Origin of the sequence: Aeromonas sp. R5-3 (genome assembly GCF_040908225.1) — a bacterium.
Lineage (GTDB): Bacteria > Pseudomonadota > Gammaproteobacteria > Enterobacterales > Aeromonadaceae > Aeromonas > Aeromonas dhakensis.
In genome coordinates this window covers 104,268-121,263 of record NZ_JBFODH010000024.1, presented here as the reverse complement: position 1 = coordinate 121,263, position 16,996 = coordinate 104,268, and the positions used below count along the sequence as shown (strand labels likewise).

Here is a 16,996-nt window from a genome sequence, read left to right as displayed (position 1 = left end):
TCAGGCGACTGCCTGCATCTGGGTGGTCATGGCGATCTCGGCACGGCGGCGTTTCTCAGCCTTGGCCATCAGATACCAGCTGCCGAAGGTGAACAGCGATACCGACAGCAGGATCAGGCTGGCCACCGCGTTGATCTCGGGTTTCACCCCGAGCCGCACCGCCGAGAAGACCTCCATCGGCAGGGTCGTGGAGCCCGGGCCGGAGACGAAGCTCGCCAGCACCAGATCATCCAGCGACAGGGCAAACGACATCATGCCGCCCGCCGCCAGAGAGGGGGCGATCATCGGAATGGTGATCAGGAAGAACACCTTCCAGGGTTTGGCCCCCAGATCCATGGCCGCCTCCTCGATGGAGAGATCCAGCTCCCGCAGCCGTGCCGACACCACGATCGCCACATAGGCGGTACAGAAGGTGGTGTGGGCGATCCAGATGGTCACCATGCCCCGCTCGGCAGGCCAGCCCACCAGCTGGGCCATGGCCACGAACAGCAGCAGCAAGGAGAGACCGGTGATCACCTCGGGCATCACCAGCGGCGCCGTCACCATGCCGCCGAACAGGGTCCGACCGCGGAAGTGCGGGATCCGGGTCAGCACGAAGGCCGCCACCGTCCCCAGCGCCACCGCCGAGACGGCGGTGTAGAAGGCGATCTCCAGCGAACGCAGCACGGAGCTGATCAACTGCTTGTTGTCGAGCAGGCCGAAGTACCACTTGAGCGACCAGCCCCCCCATACCGTCACCAGCTTGGAGGCGTTGAAGGAGTAGATCACCATGATGATCATGGGCAGGTAGATGAACAGCAGCCCCAGCCACAGCATCAGCTTGGCAAAACCGAAACGTCTCATCATGCCTTGCCCTCCAGCTCTTTGGCCTGGTTACGGTTGAACAGGATGATGGGGATGATCAGCACCGCCAGCATCACCACCGCCAGCGCGGAGGCCACCGGCCAGTCGCGGTTGTTGAAGAACTCCTGCCACAGCACCTTACCTATCATCAAGGTCTCGGGGCCGCCCAGCAGCTCCGGAATGACGAACTCGCCCACCACCGGAATGAACACCAGCATGCAGCCGGCGATGATGCCGTTCTTGGAAAGCGGTACCGTGATCCGCCAGAACCGGGTCAGGTTGCGGGCGCCGAGGTCGGAGGCCGCCTCCAGCAGGCTCTGATCATGCTTGACCAGGTTGGCGTAAAGCGGCAGCACCATGAACGGCAGGTAGGAGTAAACGATGCCTATGTAGACCGCCAGGTTGGTATTGAGGATCTGCAGCGGCTCGTCGATGAGGCCGATGCCCATCAGCAGGCTGTTGAGCAGGCCGTTGTTGCTGAGAATGCCCATCCAGGCGTAGACCCGGATCAGGATCGCGGTCCAGGTCGGCATCATGATGAGCAGCAGCAGTACGGTCTGGGTCTCCTTGTTGGCCCGCGCGATGGAGTAGGCCATGGGATAACCGATCAGCAGGCAGAGAATGGTGCTGACCAAGGCCATCTTGAGGGAGCCGAGGTAGGCCGCGATGTAGAGCTCATCTTCCCGCAGCAGCAGGTAGTTGCCCATGTTGAGCAGTATGGTGAGCTGATTGTCCGCCCAGCTCACCACGTCGGTGTAGGGCGGGATTGCCACGTCCGCTTCGGCGAAGCTGATCTTCACGACGATGATGAAGGGCAGCAGGAAGAACAGGAACAGCCAGAAGAACGGGATGCCGATCACCAGCTGCCGCCCTCCCAACGACTTCAGTCGTTTCAATGCCATCATGATTGCAGCACCACGCCGCTGTCATCTTCCCAGTAGAGGAACACCTGGTCATCCCAGGTCGGCCGCTTGCCGTGGCGTTCGGCGTTGGCGATGAAAGCCTGAACGATTTTGCCCGAGGGCAACTGGATGTAGTAAACCGAGTGACCGCCCAGATAGGCGATGTCGTAGACCTCGCCCTTGGTCCAGTTGAAGTCCGGGTGCTCGATCTCCACCGGCTTTTGCAGGCTCATCAGCAGCTTTTCCGGCCGCAGGGCATAGGTCACCTTCTTGTTCTCGGCGCGGGAGCTGATGCCGTGACCCACGTAGATGGGCTGCTCCAGATCGGCGCAGGCGATGGTGGCGTGGTCCTGCTCATCCTCCACCAGCAGGCCGTCAAACAGGTTGACGTTGCCAATGAACTCGCACACCAGCCGGCTGGCCGGGGTTTCGTAGATGTCCATCGGGCTGCCGATCTGCTCGATGCAGCCCAGGTGCATGATGGCGATCCGCTCGGCCATGGTCATGGCCTCTTCCTGGTCGTGGGTTACCATGACGCAGGTAACTCCGACCCGTTCGATGATCTCGACCAGCTCCAGCTGCATCTGGGAACGCAGCTTCTTGTCGAGCGCCCCCATGGGCTCATCCAGCAACAGCAGCTTGGGCCGCTTGGCCAGCGAGCGGGCCAGCGCCACCCGCTGACGCTGCCCACCGGAGAGCTGATGGGGCTTGCGGCGGGCATACTGGGTCATCTGCACCAGCTTGAGCATCTCCTCCACCCTGGCGTCGATCTCCGCCTTGGGCAGGTTGTCCTGCTTGAGACCGAACGCGATGTTCTGGGCCACCGTCATGTGGGGGAACAGGGCGTAGGACTGAAACATCATGTTGATGGGACGCTCATAGGGCGGCATGTCGGTGATGTCGACGCCATCGAGGAACAGCCGTCCCTCGGTGGGGCGCTCGAACCCCGCCAGCATCCGCAGCAGGGTCGACTTGCCGGAGCCGGACCCGCCCAGCAGAGCGAAGATCTCGCCCTTGTGGATGTTGAGGGACACGTTGTCGACCGCCAGCGTTTCATCGAACTGCTTGCTTACCCTGTCTATCTTGACCAGCACTTCTTTGCGTTGCTGGCTGCCCTCGAGGGCTTTCTTGTAGGCACTGGAGGCTATCGCCATTACCAAACTCCCAAAGGTAATACCGGCCGGGGCCGATCCATAAAACAGTCTGGCGCCCCGGGACGGGCGCCAAGGTTAGGTTCCGGACTTGATCCTGGTCCAACTCCGGGTGATCAGACGCTGCACCGCACGGGGATGTGCCTGCTGCACATAGAGCCGTTCCAGCACCGCCTGGGGTGGATAGACGGATTCGTCTTCGCGCACGCGTTTCTCCATGAACTCTCCTGCCCTGCTGTTGGGGTTGGCATACCCCACGTAGTCGCTCACCTTGGCGATGACGTCAGGCTCGAGAATGTAGTTGATGAGGGCGTGCGCCTCTTTCACGTTGGTGGCATCGGCCGGGATCGCCATCATGTCGAACCAGAGGTTGCCCCCCTCCTTCGGAATGCTGTAGGCGATCTTGATCCCCTTGCCCGCCTCCTCGGCCCTCGCCGCCGCCTGCAGGATGTCGCCGGAGAAGCCGGCCGCCACGCAGATGTTGCCATTGGCGAGATCGCCGATGTACTTGGAGGAGTGGAAGTAGGCCACGTAGGGGCGCACCTTGAGCAACTGCTCTTCGGCACGCTTGAGGTCTGCCGGCTCATGGCTGTTGGGGTCGAGCCCCAGATAGTTGAGCGCCGCCGGGATCATCTCGTCCGCCGAATCGAGGAAGGCCACCCCGCAGTGGGAGAGCTTCTTCATGTTTTCCGGCTCGAAGATGGTCGCCCAGGAGTCGATCTTGTCGACCCCCAGCACCGCCTTGACCTTCTCGACGTTGTAACCGATGCCGTTGGTGCCCCACAGATAGGGCACGGCGTATTGATGGCCCGGATCCACCTTGTCGAGCTGCTTGAGCAGCACGGGATCCAGGTTGGCCAGATTGGGCAGCAGGGCGGGATCCAGCTTCTGGAAGGCCCCCGCCTTGATCTGCTTGGCCAGGAAATTGTTGGAGGGCACGACCAGATCGTAACCGGTACGGCCGGTCAGCAGCTTGCCTTCCAGCGTCTCGTTGGAATCAAACACGTCATAGACGGTCTTGATCCCGGTCTTTTGCTGGAAGTCACTGAGGGTGGTCTCGCCGATATAGTCGGACCAGTTGTAAAAATGAACCACAGGGGCTGCCTGGGTCAGATTTGCAAACCCCAGGGTCAGGGCCAGCGTAGCTATCTTGGTCATGTGCACTTACTCAGTCCTCTTTATGTGTGATTTGCCAGTGCGCATCCATACGCGCCGTCCAACCTGTCGGGTGGGTCACCACCCTCCCGGCCGAACTGCGGACCGGGAGGGGCACTCTTCACTTACTTGCCTGACTTGATCTTGGTCCAGCTACGAGTCATCAGACGCTGCACCTTGGCCGGCAGATCCGGGAAGGTGTAGATCTTCTTGAGGGTCTCGTCGCTCGGGTAGATGCCCGGATCGTTGCGGATCTTCTCGGACACCAGCGGCACGGAGGCCTTGTTCCCGCTCGGATAGCTGACGGCGTCGGAGATCTGGGCGATCACCTCGGGCTTCATCAGATAGTTCAGGAATACATGGGCCGCTTCCACGTTCTTGGCATCGGCCGGAATGGCCAGCATGTCGAAGAAGCTGCCTGCCCCCTCTTTCGGGATCACGTAGGTCAGATTGATGCCGTTCTTGGCCTCGATCGCCCGGGACTTGGACTGCTGCAAGTCACCGGAGTAACCGACCGCCACGCACAGGTTGCCGTTGGCCAGATCCGAAATGTACTTGGAGGAGTGGAAGTAGGCGGTGTAAGGACGGATGGAGAGGAACAGCTCCTCCGCCTTCTTCAGCTCGTCCGGCTTCTGGCTGTCCGGCTTGAAGCCCAGGTATTGCAGGGCGGCCGGCAGCATTTCAGTCGGCGAGTCGAGGAAGGAGACACCGCACTCCTTCAACTTGGCCATGTTTTCCGGTTTGAACACCAGATCCCAGGAGTCCACCGGCGCCTTGTCACCCAGCACGGCTTTCACCTTCTCCGGGTTGTAGGCATAACCGATGGTGCCCCACAGGTAAGGAATGGAGTACTGGTTACCCGGGTCGCTCGGTTCGAGCGCCTTGAGCAACGAGGTATCCAGGTTTTGCCAGTTGGAGAGCTTGGACTTGTCCAGTTTCTGGAACACGCCCGCCTTGATCTGCTTGGCCAGGAAGGGGTTGGACGGCACCACGATGTCATAGCCCGAGCTGCCTGCCAGCAACTTGGCTTCCAGCACCTCGTTGCTGTCGAACACGTCGTAGACCACCTTGATGCCCGTCTCTTTCTGGAAGTCTTCCAGGGTGTTTGGCGCGATATAGTCGCTCCAGTTGTAGACGTGCAACACCTTGTCTTCGGCCATCGCCGCGCCGCTCATCATGACCAGCGCCACCGAGGCTGCAATCATTCCCGTTTTGAAAGACATCGTCCTTGTCTCCTAAGCAAATTGTATGCGCAAGCCAACCTGCCCGGCGCCCGCCTATCCCCGCAGCTTTGCCGCCGTCAGATCCAGACTGAGCCTGGCCAGATTGACCAATTCATCCACCTGTTCCTCGGTGATCACCAAGGGGGGCGATATGATCATGGTATCGCCGACCGCCCTCATCACCAAGCCATTGTTAAAGCAGAACTCCCGACAGGTCATACCGGCCTGCAGCTCAGCCGGGAAGCGGCTGTTGGTCTGCTTGTCCTGCACTATTTCCAGCGCGGCCACTAGGCCTTTGCCACGGGTTTCGCCCACCAGCGGATGGTCCGCCAGCTCCGCCCAGCGACGCTGCAAATAGGGGCCGATACTATCATGAACTCGCTTAACTATGCTTTCGTTTTGCATAAGCGTAATGTTGGCAATGGCCACGGCGCAGGCCACCGGATGACCGGAGTAGGTGAAGCCGTGGTTGAATTCGCCCCCCTCTTCCACCAGCACCTTGGCGACCCTGTCCCCCACCATCACGGCCCCCATCGGCAGGTAGCCGGAGGTGATCCCCTTGGCCAGGCACATGAGGTCCGGCTTGATGCCAAAACCCTCGCTGGCGAACCAGTGACCGGTGCGGCCAAAGCCGCAGATCACCTCGTCGGCGATGAGCAGGATGCCGTACTTGTCGCAGATGCGCTGGATCTCGGGCCAGTAGCTGTCGGGCGGGATGATGACGCCGCCGGCGCCCTGGATCGGCTCGCCAATGAAGGCGGCCACCTGGTCCACCCCCAGCTCCAGAATCTTCTCCTCCAGCTGACGGGCTCGGGCCAGCCCGAATTCGTGGGCGCTCATCCCCTGCCCCTCGCCGAAGTGATAGGGCTGATCGATGTGCACTATGCCGGGGATCGGCAGCCCGCCCTGGGCGTGCATCCCCTTCATGCCGCCCAGGCTGGCCCCAGCCACGGTGGAGCCGTGGTAGGCATTGTGGCGGCTGATGATCACCTGCTTCTCAGGCTGCCCCTTGCTGGCCCAGTAGTGGCGCACCATGCGCAGCACGGTATCGTTGCACTCGGAACCCGAGCCGGTGAAGAAGACGTGGTTGAGGTGGGAGGGCGTCACTTCGGCCAGCAGGGTTGCCAGCTCGGCGGCAGGCGGGTGGCTGGTCTGGAAGAAGAGGTTGTAGTAGGGCAGTTGCTGCATCTGGCGGGTGGCGGCGTCCACCAGCTCCTGGCGACCGTAACCCAGGTTGACGCACCACAGGCCGGCCATGCCGTCCAGAATGCGCTTGCCTTCGGAGTCTTCCAGATAGACCCCCTCGGCACGGGTGATGATGCGGCTGCCTTTCTTGTTCAGCGCCTGAAAATCGGTAAACGGATGCAGATGATGGCTGGCTTCCAGTTGCTGCCACTCACGGGTGGTGTGCTGCATTGCTTGCTCCTCGGTTCCTTCGATGTAAGCGATGTTTGTTCGTCAACGGATGAGGGAGGGTGCTCCCCCACTCACGCGTGGGAGAGCCTGACCTTGGCCCCGGCATTGTCGATATGAGCGGGAACGCCCTCGGGCGCTCCCGGCAGGCCGATGCGCGTCAGGCGCGCATCCGGGTCACACGTTCAGCAATAGGAACTCCCGTTCCCAGCGGCTGATCACCCCGAAGTAGGTTTCATACTCCTTGCGCTTCACCGCCACGAAGGCGCGGGTAAAGCGCTCGCCCAGCATCTCCTTGATGGGGTCGCACTGCTCCAGGTGGCTCAGCGCCTCCTCCAGCGAGCGGGGCAGGCTGTAGGGCAGCTCGTAGGCGCTCGACTTCATCTCCGGCAGCGGCTCCAGCTTCTCCATCATGCCGAGGTAGCCGCAGGCCAGGGTGGCGGCCAGCGCCAGATAGGGGTTGGCATCGGCGCCGGCGAAGCGGTTCTCCACCCGGCGGGCGCTGGCCTCGGAGAAGGGCACCCGCAGCCCGCAGGTGCGGTTCTCCACCCCCCACTGGACGTTGCGCGGCGCGCTCTCGCCGAAGGTGAGGCGGCGGTAGGAGTTGACGTTGGGGGCCAGCAGCGCGGTCACCGCCGGGGTGTATTTCTGCAGGCCGGCGATGAAGTGCATGAACAGCTCGGAGTTGCCGCCGTTCTCGGCCCCGAACAGGTTGCGACCGTTCTCATCCTCCAGGCTCTGGTGAATGTGCATGGCAGAGCCGGGCTCGTCGCTCATCGGCTTGGCCATGAAGGTGGCGTAAATCCCGTGACGGTGGGCCGCCTCGCGCATGGTGCGCTTGAACAGGAACACCTGGTCGGCCAGATCGATGGCATCCCCGTGCAGGAAGTTGATCTCCATCTGGGCGGCACCGGATTCGTGGATCAGGGTGTCCACCTCCAGCTCCTGCGCCTCGCAGTAGTCGTACATGTCCTCGAAGATGGGGTCGAATTCGTTCACCGCGTCGATGCTGAACGACTGGCGGGCCGTCTCGGGGCGACCGTTGCGGCCGGTGGGCGGCACCAGCGGATAGTCGGGGTCTTCGTTGCGCTTGACCAGGTAGAACTCCAGCTCGGGGGCCACCACCGGCTTCCAGCCCTGCTTCTCGTAAAATGACAGGACCCGACGCAGCACGGAGCGCGGCGCTATGTCGATCAGCTTGCCATTGATGTCGAAACAGTCGTGGATCACCTGGGCGGTGGGCTCCAGTGCCCAAGGTACGAAACGAATGGTGTTGGGATCTGGATAGAGCTGCATGTCCCGCTCCAGCGGGTCGATCATGCTGTCGTCATCCGGATACTCGCCGGTCACCGTCTGGGTGAAGATGACCTCGGGCAGCCGCATGCCCCCTTCGCGCAGAAACTTGTTGGCTGGAATGATCTTGCCTCGGGCATTACCGGTGAAATCCGGAAACAGGCACTCCACTTCCGTGATGCGATTGCTCTCCATCCAGCCCTTGATACTGTCCATGTTAAACCCCGACTCTACGGTTGCCATTGGCAAGGGTGTCTAATATATGGAACACCCTTGTTATCAAATTGTAATCAACACCACCATAAAAGCCCGCCATCAGGGGCAATGTCAAGCAGTGGTGTTTAAAAAACTATAAATAACGGCGCATATAATGACCATGGCGGGGACAAATACTAAACACCCTGTCATGGTAACGACTCACTGCAAAGCCGGTGCCAACGAGGCGTGTTACCCCCGTATGTTCTCAGTCAGACCCTGTCGGAATCGGGCCATTTTTTTGCAAGGGCGCACAATCCTTGTCCTCTTTGCTTTGCATGCCTGCATTTTTTTGGTACAAGGCCCGCCCTGATTTGCACTCTCCTGCATGGATTTGGTGCAAATACAGGACACAGGGCTTGGTCTGCAGGCAGACAGCCCCCATAAACAGGGATAATTGGGTTAGTAAACTGACTGGTAGTAAATCGTATGTGTGATTTCATGACTGAAGACCAACTGGCCTTTTACAAGGGACAGATCGAGCGCCAGATCCTCGAACTCGAAGATCGCCTCAACTCCCAGGCCAGCCAGGCCATCGCCACCGATACCAACGAGATGGCTGATGAAATTGACCGTGCCAGCATCGAGGAAGCCCGCCGTCTGGAGCTGAACCGCATCGAGCATGACAAGCTGCATCTGCGCAAGCTGCGTGGTGCGCTCAAGCGCATCAGCGAAGGGGATTTCGGTTACTGCGAATCCTGCGGTGACGAGATCTCCCTCAAGCGGCTGCAGGCGCGTCCCGAGTCCCGCTTCTGCGTCGAATGCCAGAGCACCAAGGAGTTCAACGATACCCACGTGTATCGTCGCGTCGCCTGACGCCTCCCGGCACCGTCACTGGCGCTCGCCGGCGGGATGACGAGCAGGCCCTGTCTGCCTCGATGCAGGCGGGGTCCCTGCCTCGCCGCTCCCCGCGCCATGGCGGCGCAGCAACAGAGTGACAAGTTCTGTTAGACTCCGGGCAAGCCCCGGAATCTACAGGAGAGCAGAGAGTGAAATGGTTCCTCAAACTGTGCTTGTGTCTGCCGTTGCTGGCACAAGCACAGACCCTCACGGTCAAGGTGCCCAGCCGACCGATCAACGACCTCGACAAAGAGTACCAGCTCAAGCTGCTGGAACTGGCCCTCACCCATGCCGACCAGCCGTTTCGCATCCAGCAGGTCGAACTCAACCTCAACCAGTACAGCCTGCAGCAGCAGCTCAGCAAGGGCAAAACCATCAATGTGTTCTGGATGGGAACCTCAAGCGCCCTCGAATCCTCCCTCATCGCCGTGCCGATCCCGTTGTTTCGCGGTCTGGAAGGGCTGCGGCTCTCCTTCATCCACGCCGATGCCCAGGAGAAGTTCAACCAGATCAACTCGCTGGCCGATCTCAAGAAGCTGAAGGCGGCGCAAGGGGTGGGCTGGGCCGACAACAAGATCCTGGAGAACGCGGGCATCCCCACCTATTCGGGGCGCTACAGCAACCTGTTTCGGCTGATCAACGACGGTGACAAGCTGGACTTCTTCCCGCGCAACCTGGTGGAGATCTTCGCCGAGCGCAGCGAGCTGGTGGCGCAATACCCCAACCTGGTCATCGATCAGCATCTGCTGATCCGCTACCCCTTCGCCGAGTTCTTCTTCGTCAGTCCCGAGGCGCCGAAACTGGCCAAGGCGATTCAGACCGGGCTTGAGCGGGCCTATGCCGACGGCAGCTTCATGAAATTCTTCCGGGAGAACCCCAAGATCCGCGAGGCGCTGGCCAGTGCCAAGCTCGACCAGCGGGTCACCATCGCCCTGCCCAATCCCGACATGACACCCTTGCTCAAGAGCATTCCGGCCCAATATTGGGAGTATCCCCCGCAGGGATGACGAATCGGCCACCTCACAACGAGGTGGCACACACAGCGCGCCAGGGAGGTGCCATGAAGGGAATCGAGGAGTGGTTTGAACTGTACGGCCAGAGCCACCAGCACCCGGTCAATGTGGCGATCCACAAGCTGGCGGTGCCCGGTATCTATCTCTGCGCCCTGGCCCTGCTCTGGTGCCTGCCGGCCGGGCCGCTGCCGCCGTCGCTCAACTGGGCCGCGCTGGTCGCCATCCCGGTGCTGGCCTTCTATCTGCGGCTGTCGTTTGCGCTGTTTGTAGGCATGACGGTACTGACCGCACTGGGGCTGGTCATTTGCCACAGCTGGCAAGGCCCCTTGCTGTGGCCGGCGCTGGCCGGGTTCGTGCTGCTCTGGATAGCCCAGTTCGTCGGTCACAAGATCGAGGGCAAGCGTCCCTCCTTCCTCGCCGACCTGCAGTTTTTGCTGATCGGCCCCGCCTGGGTGCTGGCCAGCCTCTATCGTCGTTTGGGCATTCCCTACTGAGGGAAGCCAACAGGAGAGACCATGAGACACCCTCAGATCCTTGCTCGCGCCCTGCCGCTGCTGCTGGGCGTACTGATTACCGGCCCGGCCCTGGCCGACAAGGCCGACCCCGTCGGCGAGGTGAGCACCGCCTTCAAGTTGTTTGGCCCCAACCACAAGATCCTGGTGGAGGCGTTCGACGATCCCCGCATCGACGGCGTCGCCTGCTACCTGGCGCGCCCCAAGACCGGCGGCGTCAAGGGCGGACTCGGGCTGGCGGAAGATCCCTCCCATGCCTCCCTGTCGTGCCACCAGATCGGCCCCATCACCCTGCCCGCCAAGCTGAAGGCGGGGGAAGAGGTGTTCGACGTCAGCACCTCGCTGGTGTTCAAGGAGCAGAAGGTGGTGCGCTTTTACGATCAGAAGCGCAATGCCCTGGTCTATCTGACTTACAGCACCAAGCTGGTGGATGGTTCTTACAAGAGTGCGGTCAGCGCCGTGCCCATCATGCCGTGGGGCTGAATCCCCACCATTTATCCCGTGATGACGACCCATATTTGTTGTAATTTAACTACATCATAATCTGCGGAGAGCGCACCATGAGAGTCGCCGTTTTCAGTACCAAGAGCTACGACAAAGAGCACTTCAATCAGGCCAACAGCCAGTACGGTTATGAACTTGAGTTCTTCGACGTGCGGCTGGAGGCCAAGACTGCCCGGCTGGCCCACGGCTTCCCCGTGGTGTGCCTGTTCGTCAACGACGATGCCGACCGCGAGGTGCTGACCGAGCTGGCCGCCAACGGCACCAAGGTGATCGCCCTGCGCTGCGCCGGCTACAACAACGTGGATCTGGCCGCAGCCAAGGAGCTGGGGCTGAAGGTGGTGCGAGTACCCGCCTACTCCCCGGAAGCGGTCGCCGAGCACGCGGTGGGCCTGATGATGACCCTCAACCGTCGCATCCACAAAGCCTATCAGCGCACCCGTGACGCCAACTTCTCGCTGGAGGGGCTGGTCGGCTTCAACATGCACGGCCGCACCGCCGGCATCATCGGCACCGGCAAGATCGGCATCGCCACCCTGCGCATCCTCAAGGGCTTCGGCATGCGCCTGCTGGTGAGCGATCCCTATCCGAACCAGGCGGCCATCGATCTGGGCGCCGAGTACGTGGATCTCGATACCCTGTTCCGCCAGTCAGACGTCATCAGCCTGCACTGCCCGCTGTTCAAGGAGAACTACCACCTGCTGAACAAGGAGGCGTTCGCCAAGATGAAGGACGGGGTGATGATCATCAACACCAGCCGGGGTGGCCTGCTCGACTCCAACGCCGCCATCGAGGCGCTCAAGACCGCCCGTATCGGCGCGCTGGGGCTGGACGTCTACGAGGAAGAAGAAGATCTCTTCTTCGCCGACAAGTCCAACGAGGTGATCACCGATGACGTGTTCCGCCGCCTGTCGGCCTGCCACAACGTGCTGTTCACCGGTCACCAGGCCTTCCTGACCCGAGAGGCGCTGCACGCCATCGCCGACACCACCCTCAGCAACATCCGCGCCATCGACAGTCAGGGCCGCTCTGACAACGAGGTGGAATAAGGGGCCTCCCCTGCCCCTCAGCGGTTCATTGCCGTGCGCCGGGTTGTGAGACCCGGCGCCTTCGGGTAGGCTACCAGCCCTTTTTTGCTCAGGAGTCTGGCTGCCCATGTTTATCGGATTTGATTACGGTACCTCCAACTGTGCCGTCGCCGTGATGGAACAAGGCAGCCCCCGGCTGCTGAACCTGAGCGGTGCCCACTACCTTCCCTCCACCCTGCACGCGCCCCATCGGGATGCCATCGCCGGCCTGCTGGCCGAAGGGCTGGCGCCTGCCCAGCAGAGCGAGTACCTCAAGCTGCGCGGCCCCGTGGTGACCAGAGCCCAGGCGGTACGCCGCCAGATGCGCGAAGAGGGGCTGATCGACGAGCTCAGCTTCGGCGCCGCGGCGCTGGAACGCTATCTGGAAGAGCCGGACGACGGCTACTACATCAAGTCGCCCAAATCCTTCCTCGGCGCCTACGGCCTCAAGGCACAGCAGATCGCCCTGTTCGAAGACATCGTCTGCGCCATGATGCTGCACGTGCGGCGCGAGGCGGAGCAGCAGCTCGGCGCACCTATTCGCCGGGCCGTGGTTGGCCGCCCGGTCAACTTCCAGGGGTTGGCGGGGGAAGAGAGCAACCGTCAGGCCATCGCCATCCTGAGCGAGGCGGCGCGCCTCGCCGGGTTCGAGCAGGTGGAGTTTCTCTATGAGCCGGTGGCAGCCGGCTTCGAATTCGAGGCACGCCTGACCGAGGATGCGGTGGTGCTGGTGGTGGACATCGGCGGCGGCACCACCGACTGCTCGGTGCTGCGGATGGGCCCGAGTCATCGTGCCCAGCTCGATCGCAGCGGCGATCTGCTCGGCCACAGCGGTCAGCGCATCGGCGGCAACGACTTCGACATCCGGCTGACCGTGGAGGGCATGATGCCGCTGCTCGGCATGCACGAGACCCTCAAGACCGGCAAGCCGCTGCCCCATCCTCTGTTCTGGGATGCCGCCGCCATCAACGACGTCAGTGCCCAGAGCCGCTTCTACAGCCTGGAGACGGGCCGCCAGCTGCAGGATCTGCAGCTCGACAGCCTGCCCGGCAGCAAGCTGGGGCGCCTCGCCAGTCTGCGTGCCCACAAGCTGAGCCACCAGTTGGTGTGGCGCGCCGAGCAGGGCAAGATCGCCCTCTCCCAGGAGGAGTCGGCCCAGCAATCTCTGGCCGAGCTGGAGCGCGGGCTGACGGCCGAGCTCAGGCGCGATCAGCTGGCCAGCGCCTCCACCCCGCTGCTGGAGAAGATCGGTGAGCTGATGGACGAAGCCATCACCGCCGCCGGCGTCCAGCCGGACCGGGTCTTCATTACCGGCGGCAGCGCCCGCTCGCCCCTCATCCAGGCCTTCATCCGCCAGAAGCTGCCCCAGGTACCGCTGGAAGGGGGCGATGACTTCGGCTCGGTCGCCTCCGGTCTGGCCCGTTACGCCGAGCGGCTGTTCGGCAACTGACGCCCCGGTGGGGGTGCCGGCGACGACGCAGGCACCCTTTGCAAGGCTGGTGTTGCCATTTAACGACACAGGCCCAATCCGCGGGACGACAGAAGCGGTCGGGGGCACTCCCCCTTGCCCTGCCTGGGGGGCCGCACAGAGGGTATGCTTGTCACTCCCACTACCGGAGCCCTTTCATGCCCAGATTCTTGCTACTGTTGCTCGCCCTGCTTCTGCTCAGCGCCTGCAGCAGTACTCCCCGCTTTGCCTCGCAAGACCTGCAGCACCACCACTGGGTGCTCGACAAGCTGGATGGCCAGCCCGTCACCGCGGCGCGAGACAATCCGCCCGATTTCGAGATAGGTGAGCACTTCACCGTCAACGGCATCGCCGGCTGCAACCGCTACTTCGGTCAGGGCCACCTCGAGGGGAACAAGTTCTGGGTGACCAGTCTGGGCAGCACAGAGATGGCCTGCCAGGCCCCGCTCGATGCGGTGGAGCAGGCGGTGCTGACCACCCTCACCGAAGGGGCCACCCTGGACGGCACCACCCAGACCCTGATCCTGCAGGGCAAACGGCATCGTTTGGAATACACCCTGCGCGACTGGGTGCTGTAACCCCCCCTTCGCATCACAAAGCCGGATCACAAACAGGAACATGTGCCCCGCCTGTGGCACAATATGAGGCAGTGCTCGCAATGGAGGCTGCCTCAGCCATGTCGATGGACCGTCTGTTTGACAAGATCAAACAACTCCCCACTATTCCACAGCTGCTGCATGAGTTGATGCAGAGCTTCAGCGATGAAAATGCCCGCATCGACCAGATCGCGGCTAAGATCGCCATGGATCAGGTGATCAGCGTCAAGGTGCTGCGAATGGCCAACTCGGCCGCCCTGCGCCGCGGCAACGAAGTCACCTCCATCGAACAGGCGGTGATCCGCCTCGGTTTCAACCGGTTGCGATCTGTGGTGGTCGCCTCCGGCATCATCGGCAGCTTCAAGGCCCCTCCCAGCTTCGACAAGAACAAGTTCTGGACCGAGACCTTCCAGGTCGCCACCATCGCCAAGACGCTGGCCCAGGAGGCCAAGGTGCTCGACCCCGAGACCGCCTTCACCTGCGCCCTCATCCACAACATCGGCGAGCTGCTGATCCAGAGCACATTGCCGGAAGAGGCAGAGCTCATCAATCTGGCGATCCAGAAAGGGAGCAGCCGGGTCGAGGCCCAGCGCGAGATGCTGGGGTACGACTACGCCCAGCTCGGTGCCGAGCTGGCACGGCGCTGGAACCTGTCGGAGGCCTTCGTTGACGCCATCTCCCAGCAGCTGGATCCCCTCTCCCACGATCCGGTCAGCAAGGAGGCGGTACTGATCCGCCTGGCGGTCTTCATCTCCTTCGCCTGGAACGCCGGGGTGCCGGCCCAGGCCATCATAGCCCGCTTCCCCAAGCCGCTGGCCGACCAGCTGGGACTGGATCCCAAGTCCCTCGCCGGCCAGCTCGAAACACTGCATGAACAGGGTAATGCCCTCGCCGATCTTCTGACTCAATAAGCATCATGACCCATCCGTTTCTGTTTCATCCCCAGGTGGCGCCCTGGTTCAAAGAGAGCGCCGACGCCCTGCAACTCACCCTGTTCAGCGAGCTGGACGCGCCGATCCGCGAGGTGTGGCTGCGCCACGAGCCGGACAACGAGGAGTATCTTGTGCCGATGACGGCGGTTTCCACCCGCGATCGGCTGCAGGTATGGCAGGGCACCCTGCCGCTTCACAAGGGGCAGGATATCCACCTCTACTGTTTCAAGTGTCTCACCGACGAGGAGCAGTGGTGGCTGCACGGTGCCGGCGTCAGCTCGGCCATGCCGCCGCGGGAACAGCATTTTCGCTTCAACAGCCTGCACCAGCCGCCGGCCTGGGTGCAGGACCAGGTGTTCTACCAGATCTTCCCGGACCGCTTCTGCAACGGCGACCCGTCCCTCAGCGTCAAGCATCACGAGTACGAATATCGCGGCAAGGCGGTGATCAGCAAGGCGTGGGGCGAGCCGGTCAGCCGCCACGAGGAGGGCCACGGCGCCTGCGAGTTCTACGGCGGCGATCTGGCGGGCATCGATGCCAAGCTGCACTACCTGCAATCCCTCGGGGTGACGGCGCTCTATCTCAACCCCATCTTCGATTCGCCGAGCAACCACAAGTACGACACCCAGGACTACTTCAAGGTGGATGCGCATCTGGGCACCAACGCCCAGTTCGCCGAGCTGACCCGCAACCTGCACCAGCGCGGCATGAAGATCATCCTGGATGCGGTGGTCAACCACACCTCCACCGAGCACCCCTGGTTCTGCCCGCCGCTGGGGGCCCAGTGCAACCCGGACTCACCGTGGCGCAGCTTCTACACCTTTGACAACGAAGGGGATTACGTCAGCTGGAAGGGCATCCGCAGCCTGCCCAAACTCGATTTCTCCAGCGAACAGGTGCAGGACGCCATCTACCGCGCCGACGACGCCATCCTGCGCTATTGGATGCGCGCCCCCTACCAGATCGACGGCTGGCGCTTCGACGTCATCCACATGCTGGGGGAGCGCGGTACCGCCGAGGGCAACCGCGGCCACGTGCGCGCCATTCGCGGCGCGGTGAAGCAGGAGAACCCGGACGCCTACGTGCTGGGCGAGCACTTCTTCGAGGCGAGCCAGTGGCTGCAGGGGGATCAGGAGGACGGCGCCATGAACTACTACGGCTTCGCCCACCCGATCCGCGCCTTCCTGGCGGGCCAGGACATCGCCTACCACCCCATCAAGATCAGCGCCGAAGAGCTGGATCGCTGGCTCAAGCTGGCGCGGGCCCACATCCCGTTCAAGAACCAGCTGGCCCAGTTCAACCTGCTGGACAGCCACGATACCGCCCGCTTCCTCCATCTGCTGGGGGAGGACAAGCAGCGGATGCGGCTCGCCGCCACCCTGCTGCTCACCTATATCGGCGTGCCGTCCATCTACTACGGCGACGAGGTGGGGCTCTCTGGCGGCAACGATCCGGACTGCCGCCGTTGCTTCCCGTGGGAGACCACCGCCTGGGACCATGTGCTGCACGACCACTACCGCCGGCTGATCCAGATCCGCCGGCAGCGTCCGGCCCTGCGCCGCGGCGACATCCAGACCCTCTATGCCGGCCCGCACAGCTATGTGTTCGCCCGCACCCTGCAAAGCGATCAGGTGGTGGTGGCCTGCAACCGTCACCCCAGCGAGCCGCGCACCATCAACCTGCCCCTGTGGCAGACCGCCAGTCCCGCCAGCCGATTCACCGACGCCTTCAACGGCGACAAGTTCGAAGTGGTGCAGGGAGAAGTACAGCTCACCATCCCCGCCAACTCGGCCAGAGTACTGCTCTCCAGCTAGGCGTCAAAAAAGCGGAAC

General features: G+C 62.4%; 16 protein-coding genes. 9 read left to right on the top strand and 7 right to left on the bottom strand.

Annotation, left to right across the window (positions count from 1 at the left end; genetic code table 11):
* The 7 genes from AB5Y95_RS17335 to AB5Y95_RS17305 form a co-directional block, all read right to left on the bottom strand.
* Window positions 1–843 (bottom strand): ABC transporter permease subunit, encoded by an 843-nt coding sequence (locus AB5Y95_RS17335; protein WP_024942068.1) that lies wholly within the window; start codon window positions 841–843, stop codon window positions 1–3.
* Window positions 843–1,748: an ABC transporter permease subunit gene (locus AB5Y95_RS17330; RefSeq protein WP_010635771.1), complete on the bottom strand. Its 906-nt coding sequence runs from the start codon at window positions 1,746–1,748 to the stop codon at window positions 843–845. The genes AB5Y95_RS17335 and AB5Y95_RS17330 overlap by 1 nt, the downstream gene beginning before the upstream one ends.
* Window positions 1,745–2,899, bottom strand: coding sequence for a polyamine ABC transporter ATP-binding protein (potA, locus tag AB5Y95_RS17325; protein WP_005306611.1), 1,155 nt, complete (start codon window positions 2,897–2,899; stop codon window positions 1,745–1,747). The genes AB5Y95_RS17330 and potA overlap by 4 nt, the downstream gene beginning before the upstream one ends.
* A gap of 75 nt (window positions 2,900–2,974) precedes the next feature.
* The gene (locus tag AB5Y95_RS17320) at window positions 2,975–4,060 is read right to left on the bottom strand and encodes a polyamine ABC transporter substrate-binding protein (protein WP_017764857.1); all 1,086 of its coding nucleotides are present in this window, start codon (window positions 4,058–4,060) and stop codon (window positions 2,975–2,977) included.
* A gap of 116 nt (window positions 4,061–4,176) precedes the next feature.
* Window positions 4,177–5,274 (bottom strand): polyamine ABC transporter substrate-binding protein, encoded by a 1,098-nt coding sequence (locus tag AB5Y95_RS17315; RefSeq protein WP_005306618.1) that lies wholly within the window; start codon window positions 5,272–5,274, stop codon window positions 4,177–4,179.
* Window positions 5,275–5,328: 54 nt separating this feature from the next.
* On the bottom strand, window positions 5,329–6,690 hold the full coding sequence (locus AB5Y95_RS17310) for an aspartate aminotransferase family protein (RefSeq protein ID WP_005306621.1): 1,362 nt from the start codon (window positions 6,688–6,690) through the stop codon (window positions 5,329–5,331).
* Between the two features lie 174 nt (window positions 6,691–6,864).
* Window positions 6,865–8,196: a glutamine synthetase family protein gene (locus AB5Y95_RS17305; RefSeq protein ID WP_005306624.1), complete on the bottom strand. Its 1,332-nt coding sequence runs from the start codon at window positions 8,194–8,196 to the stop codon at window positions 6,865–6,867.
* Window positions 8,197–8,664: 468 nt separating this feature from the next.
* On the opposite strand from AB5Y95_RS17305, the gene AB5Y95_RS17300 reads away from it, so the two are divergent.
* The 9 genes from AB5Y95_RS17300 (at window position 8,665) to malZ (ending at window position 16,978) form a co-directional block, all read left to right on the top strand.
* On the top strand, window positions 8,665–9,051 hold the full coding sequence (locus AB5Y95_RS17300; protein WP_010635769.1) for a TraR/DksA C4-type zinc finger protein: 387 nt from the start codon (window positions 8,665–8,667) through the stop codon (window positions 9,049–9,051).
* Between the two features lie 173 nt (window positions 9,052–9,224).
* Window positions 9,225–10,082, top strand: a complete 858-nt coding sequence (locus tag AB5Y95_RS17295) for a hypothetical protein (protein ID WP_024942065.1) — start codon at window positions 9,225–9,227, stop codon at window positions 10,080–10,082.
* 53 nt (window positions 10,083–10,135) lie between these two features.
* Complete coding sequence (locus AB5Y95_RS17290) at window positions 10,136–10,582, top strand: DUF962 domain-containing protein (protein WP_368161683.1); 447 nt, start codon at window positions 10,136–10,138, stop codon at window positions 10,580–10,582.
* 21 nt (window positions 10,583–10,603) lie between these two features.
* Complete coding sequence (locus AB5Y95_RS17285) at window positions 10,604–11,083, top strand: CreA family protein (protein ID WP_252376243.1); 480 nt, start codon at window positions 10,604–10,606, stop codon at window positions 11,081–11,083.
* A 77-nt stretch (window positions 11,084–11,160) separates the two neighbouring features.
* Window positions 11,161–12,150, top strand: coding sequence for a 2-hydroxyacid dehydrogenase (locus AB5Y95_RS17280; protein WP_010635765.1), 990 nt, complete (start codon window positions 11,161–11,163; stop codon window positions 12,148–12,150).
* Window positions 12,151–12,256: 106 nt separating this feature from the next.
* Window positions 12,257–13,618 carry a molecular chaperone gene (gene yegD, locus AB5Y95_RS17275; RefSeq protein WP_368161682.1) on the top strand — a complete coding sequence of 454 codons (1,362 nt, stop codon included), beginning with the start codon at window positions 12,257–12,259 and terminating at the stop codon, window positions 13,616–13,618.
* A 176-nt stretch (window positions 13,619–13,794) separates the two neighbouring features.
* Window positions 13,795–14,214 carry an META domain-containing protein gene (locus AB5Y95_RS17270; protein ID WP_017787065.1) on the top strand — a complete coding sequence of 140 codons (420 nt, stop codon included), beginning with the start codon at window positions 13,795–13,797 and terminating at the stop codon, window positions 14,212–14,214.
* An 80-nt stretch (window positions 14,215–14,294) separates the two neighbouring features.
* On the top strand, window positions 14,295–15,143 hold the full coding sequence (locus AB5Y95_RS17265) for an HDOD domain-containing protein (protein ID WP_017764864.1): 849 nt from the start codon (window positions 14,295–14,297) through the stop codon (window positions 15,141–15,143).
* 5 nt (window positions 15,144–15,148) lie between these two features.
* Window positions 15,149–16,978, top strand: coding sequence for a maltodextrin glucosidase (gene malZ / locus AB5Y95_RS17260; RefSeq protein ID WP_368161681.1), 1,830 nt, complete (start codon window positions 15,149–15,151; stop codon window positions 16,976–16,978).
* The last annotated feature ends 18 nt before the right edge of the window (window positions 16,979–16,996 follow it).